The 5541-nt window shown below is 68.5% G+C and carries 5 protein-coding genes; 2 read left to right on the plus strand and 3 right to left on the minus strand.

Annotation, left to right across the window (positions count from 1 at the left end; genetic code table 11):
• Positions 1–85 precede the first annotated feature (85 nt).
• Positions 86–1168: a serine/threonine protein kinase gene (locus LzC2_RS19960; protein ID WP_171189791.1), complete on the minus strand. Its 1083-nt coding sequence runs from the start codon at positions 1166–1168 to the stop codon at positions 86–88.
• A 218-nt stretch (positions 1169–1386) separates the two neighbouring features.
• On the opposite strand from LzC2_RS19960, the gene LzC2_RS19965 reads away from it, so the two are divergent.
• Positions 1387–2595 (plus strand): bestrophin family protein, encoded by a 1209-nt coding sequence (locus LzC2_RS19965; RefSeq protein WP_171189792.1) that lies wholly within the window; start codon positions 1387–1389, stop codon positions 2593–2595.
• A 6-nt stretch (positions 2596–2601) separates the two neighbouring features.
• On the opposite strand, the gene LzC2_RS19970 is transcribed toward LzC2_RS19965, so the two are convergent.
• Entirely contained in the window at positions 2602–3228 is a 627-nt protein-coding gene (locus LzC2_RS19970; RefSeq protein ID WP_171189793.1) for a hypothetical protein, read from the minus strand.
• Positions 3229–3426: 198 nt separating this feature from the next.
• Here LzC2_RS19970 and LzC2_RS19975 point away from each other — a divergent pair, with 198 nt between their 5' ends.
• Positions 3427–4785 carry a NupC/NupG family nucleoside CNT transporter gene (locus LzC2_RS19975; protein ID WP_206678823.1) on the plus strand — a complete coding sequence of 453 codons (1359 nt, stop codon included), beginning with the start codon at positions 3427–3429 and terminating at the stop codon, positions 4783–4785.
• A 49-nt stretch (positions 4786–4834) separates the two neighbouring features.
• On the opposite strand, the gene LzC2_RS19980 is transcribed toward LzC2_RS19975, so the two are convergent.
• On the minus strand, positions 4835–5541 hold a 707-nt coding region (locus tag LzC2_RS19980), incomplete at its 5' end, for a methyltransferase domain-containing protein (RefSeq protein WP_171189794.1).

Here is a 5541-nt window from a genome sequence, read left to right on the forward strand (position 1 = left end):
CCCTCACCCCCAGCCCCTCTCCCCCAAAAAGGGGAGAGGGGGGAGACGAGGCGATTCATCGTGTGTTTCGTCCGCGACGCCCTCTTCACAGCCGGCCGGAGACGAACGCGACGACGGCCAGCAAGGCGACGGTGACGGCCAGGATCAGCCCCACCGCTCCCCAGCCGGCTTGGCGGTGGTCGGGGTTGCGGCGGACCTCCGCGAGCAACCCGCCCAGCGCCCGACGGGGCGGGTCGAGCGCCCAGATGTCCGGCGAACGGGTCTGCGCGTGCTTCTCGCGGCGGCGGTCGGCCCGTTTGTCGTCCCGCTCCAGCGTGCGTTCTTCCTTCTGCATCAGGGCTTCGGCCAGGCGCCCCTGCACCGCGCGGGCGTTCAGCGGACGCTTCTTCGGATCCTTCGCCAATAACTCCGTCACCACCGCGTCCAGATCGTTCGGCACCAGCCCGCACACCTTTTTCACCGGCGTCGGCTCGCGGCGGAGGTGCTGCTCGAAGATGTCCGCGAACCCCGCCCCGGTAAACGGCGGACGCCCCGTCAGGCACTCGTAGAGCAGGCAGCCCAGCGCATAGAGATCCGTCTTGTCGTCCAGGTGCTGGCCGCGGATCTGTTCGGGACTCATATAGAGCCAGGTCCCGACCGTCTTGCCCTGCTCCGTGAGGGCGGAGGAGGAGATATCCAACGCGATGCCGAAGTCGCCCAGCTTCACCACGCCGTCCTGCGTGAAATAGACGTTCGACGGCTTCAAGTCGCGATGCACGACCCCGTTGTTATGCAGGTGCTGAAGAGCGCTGCACAGTTGCCAACCGAGTTCGACGACGTCCTCCCAGTCGAGCACCCGCTTGACCTTCAGCAGGTCGGCCAGCGTGCCGCCCTCGACCAGTTCCATGGCGTAATACCACCGCGACCCGGCGGGATCGTTGGCGGGGGTCTTGCCGCTGGCCAGACATCCAACGACGTTGGGGTGCGACAGCTTCTCCAGGATCTCGATTTCGCGCTCGAATCGGGCGCTGATCTCCGGGTCGACGGAGACCTGCGGCAACAGGATCTTCAGCGCCACGGCCTCGCCGGTGGTGACGTCGACGGCCCGGTAGACGGTGCCGACGGTTCCGCGACCGAGCACCTCGCCCAGTTCGTACGGTCCGATCTTCTCGGGGGCGGAGCGGGACACGGAACGCTGCGGGAGCCGGGGGAACGAAACGAGGCGAACGGGCGAGGCGCCGCGATTCTGACGCATCGCCCCGTCCGCCGACCACCCCGCCGCGCGGGGCAGGGCCGTCGTCGGCGTCGGCGTCCTCGATGTCCGGACCTGACGAACGAGCGGACGTGGTTAGACTCCCGCCCCCCGGCCCCCCCGCTCCGCGTTCTCCGCAGCCAACTCGTCGTACGATGATCGTCAAACCGAAGCGTCGGCTGCCCTGGCTGAGCATGGTCTTCAGCATCTCCGGGTCCAGCCTGGAGGACGCTTACCCGAAGATCCTCAGCGCCGGGCTGTTCGCGACGCTGGTCACGGCGATGCACAAGCTGTTCTACAGCGGGGTCGAAGAGACGGAGAACTGGCTCACCTTCGAGCCGTTCACCGTGATGGGGCTGGCGATCTCCGTGTTCCTCAGCTTCCGGGCGAAAGCCACCTACGATCGTTGGTGGGAAGGCCGCAAGCTGTGGGGGCGGATGGTGAACGTCTCCCGCAGCTTCACCCGGCAATGCGCGATGATGACCAGCGGCGCCGCGGCGCTGAAGTCCGTCGGGCACGGCGGCGTCGCGGTCGACGGCGCCAACCTGCACGGCCAGGAGACCGGGGCGAAGGCCAACGGCATGGCTCGCATCGCCGCTCGGCCCGCGGCCCATGCTGATGAAAAGCCGGAGGGGGACGGCACGGGAACCGGCGCCGCCCCGACCGCCGGCGACGCCGGCGAGCACGTCTTCCCCGCGGACGACGGTACGCCGCCGAGCCGCGACGCCGGCGACGCCGACGCCGCCCTGTCGGAGTTGGGCGGTCGTTGCGGGGTGTTCGCCCGCGAGATGGCGTTACGACAGGTCGCCTATGTGCACAGCTTCCGCCATCACCTCCGCGGCTCCGACCCGCACGCGGACCTGCACCGCATCCTCGACGCACAGGAAACCAAAGCCGTCCTCGCCCAGTCCAACCGCCCCATCGCCTGCCTCCAGCAGATGGGTCTGCGGCTGCGCGAGGCGTGGGAGACCGGGCACGTCAACGACTATCACCTCGTGCACTTGGAAAGCTCCCTGACCGAGATGACAGCCATTCAGGGCGGTTGCGAGCGCATCAAAAACACGCCGATGCCGTATAGCTATACGGTGCTCACGCACCGGCTGGTGTTCTTTTATTGCTTCGCCCTGCCCTTCGGATTGGTCGGCACGCTGGGCTGGCTCTGCCCGGTTACGGTGCTGCTGGTCTCCTACGCCTTCCTGGGGCTGGACGCCTTGGGCGACGAAATCGAAGACCCGTTCGGTCTGGACCCGGAAGACCTGCCGCTGCTGGCGCTCTGCCGGACGATCGAGATTAATCTCCGCGAACTGACCGCCGCCGGCCGCGTGCCCCCGCCGCTGGAACCGGTGGACGAGGTGCTGGCCTGAGGGCGTTCAATACGCCGTCGCGCTGCTTTGGTAGCCGGTCCCCACCACCGTGCGGGCGTCGTGGTCGAGCAGGATCGAGACGCCGTGCTCCGGATCGATGATCGATTCGAACTTCAATTCGGCGACCGGCTGAGAGCGTTCATCGTCGAAGTCCAGTGCGTCCAGACCGTCGGAACCCGCGTCGTAGACGACGATCGCCGGCCCGTCGAAATACGGCCGCAATCCGGCGGCGTCCGTCGGGGGCGGCCCGCCGACTTCGTCGTCCCACATGCTGCTGAACTCCTCCGCGTCGCTCCACCACATATGGCCGGCGACGTCCCCCCGGGTTTCGGCGAGGAACCCGTTGAGGGCGGCGTTCATGACGGCCGTCTGTTCGGTCGCGAGACGCTCCGCCAGCGCGGCGGCGGCGTCGGAGGGCGGCGCCGGCGGATCGTCGCCGGTCGGTTCGGCGACCTCGATCCGCAGTTCGCGAACGCGGCCGGGGGAGGGGTCTTCGACCTCGTACGTCAGCGAATCGAACCCGCCGTCCGTGCCGTCCCCGGCGATCTCCCCTCCCCAGGCATTGTCCGCGGGATCGAAGGTCAACACGCCTAACGCCGCACGGGAGGGCGAGGACCAGGTGGGATCTTGCATCTGAAGACGCCTGTTTGCGGAAACCGCGGCGAACGCCGCTGCGTCCCATACTTTGAATTCACGACCTCGCGAACGCAACGGATCGTCCGAACGCCCCGGGTCGGAGACCGGCGGGGGGCGAGAAGCCGACGACGCCGCTACGATCGCCTCGCTGGGCCCTCCTATTTCTACTGCGCCGCTTCGACCCCACCCCGCCCCGTGCCGGACGACCTTTCCCTGCGGCTGACCAGCGGGCTGGGCCTCGTCTTGATTTTATTGACGGCGTGGGCGCTCAGCTCCCACAAAGCCCGCGTCCCGTGGCGGGTGGTGCTCGGGGGGCTGGGGCTGCAAATCGCCTTGGGACTGCTGTTCTTCCGCACGACGGTCGGCGTATGGTTTTATGAAGCGACCGGCGTCGTGTTCGGCACGATTTTGGCCAGCGTGGAAGAGGGAGCGAAGTTCGTCTTCGGGGAGACGTACGGCGATCATTATTTCGCCTTCTTCGTGCTGCCCAGCATCGTGTTCTTCGGGGCGCTGTCGGCGGTGTTGGAGCACTGGGGCGTCATCCCCGCGATCGTCCGGGCGCTGGGGTGGGCGTTGCAGAAGGCGCTGGGCGTGAGCGGCGCCGAGAGCCTCGCCGCAGCCGCGAACGTGCTGGCCGGGCAGACCGAGGCGCCGCTGTTGATCCGCCGCTACCTCGACCGGATGACGGACAGCGAATTAATGAGCGTGATGACCGGCGGGTTCGCCACCGTCGCCGGCGGCGTGCTGGTCGCTTATTACGGCATGGGCATCGACCCGGGGCAGCTCCTCACCGCCAGTCTCCTGAGCGCCCCCGCGGCGTTGGTGTTGGCGAAGTTGATGCGGCCGGAGACGGACGTCCCCGAGACCGCCGGCGGCGCCGCGATCGACCGGCCGGCGGCGTATCACAACACTCTCGACGCCGCCGCCGGCGGCGCTGCGGAGGGGGCGAAGCTGGCGATCAACGTCGGGGCGATGATGCTCGCTTTCCTGGGGCTGATCGCGCTGGTGAACATCATCCTGGGCGCCGCCGGCGGGGCGGTCGGGCTACCCGATCTGAGCTTGGAACGTCTGCTCGGTTGGGCGTTCTGGCCGGTCGCCTGGGCGCTCGGCACGCCGATCGACGATTGCCCCAAGGTGGCGGAACTCTTGGGGAAGAAGACGGTGCTCAACGAGTTCATCGCCTATTACGACCTCTCGCAGCTGTCCGACGAGGACCTCTCCCCCCGCGGCCGGATGATCGCGGTGTATGCGCTGTGCGGGTTTGCGAACCTCTCCAGCGTGGGCATTCAGATGGGGGCGCTGGCGTTCCTGGCGCCCAACCGCCGGGCGAGCGTCGCGGCGCTGGCGATGAAGGCGATGGTCGCCGGCACGCTGGCGGCGTTCATGACCGCCTGCATCGCCGGCATGCTCGCCGACCCCGCCGAACGTCTCATCCCGGCCGAACCCGTCCCGGCCGAACCCGTCCCGGCCGAACCCGTCCCGGCCGAACCAGCGAGGGAAGCGCCGGACGACGGCGAGAGCCGGCAGCCCGAGGCGCAAGCCGAGGCCGAGTGAGTCTGCGCCCATCGAAGAACCTCGGCTTGCGTCTCGGGCTGTCGGTCCCTCAGCCGTCCAGAAATTTCTCCGGGCCGATCATCAGAAACGACTTCGTCAAGCCGCACAGCCGTTCCCGCATCAGCCGGCCGTCCGGAAACAGTCGACGGAGTTCGCTCGCGGTGACGAGCCGGGTTTCCTCGACCCAGCGAACGGCGTCCTCCCGGTTCTCCGCCCGGTCGACCCAGCCGACCGCGGTGCGACAGAGAATCGCGATCCGCATCCGCTGCGGGAGGAACTGCCACAGCGGGACGCGGTAGTCGGGGTCGATCGGGAACCACAGGTTCGGCGTGCGGACGGCGTACCGCCGGGCGACCCGCCGCAGCTCCGCGGCGAAGCGTTCCTGCCGCTCGTACATTCCCAAGTGGTCCAACGTGCCCTGACTGAAGGCGAGGTCGAACTCCCCGGTTCGCCAGCGGCGCAACTCGCAGACGTCGCCCGTGAGGTACTCGAACCGCGGATCGCGGGCCTCTCTGGGCGGTTTCTTCAGCCCCGGATCGAGCAGCGTGACCCGGCACTTCGCCACCAGCTCCGCGGGCAACGCTTTCCAGAACGAATCGAACCCACCGGCGTCCAGCACTTTCACCGCGCGGGCGGGCGTCGTGCGGGTCACGGTCGCGTGCAGCGATTCGATCAGATCCGCGACCGGCCCGAACCGGGCGACGCGCCGGTCGACCGGCGGGGCGACCGGCGGCTCGACTGGCGGGGCGATCGCCG

It is taken from the genome of Alienimonas chondri (assembly GCF_013036045.1).
In the GTDB taxonomy this organism is placed as follows: Bacteria; Planctomycetota; Planctomycetia; order Planctomycetales; family Planctomycetaceae; genus Alienimonas; species Alienimonas chondri.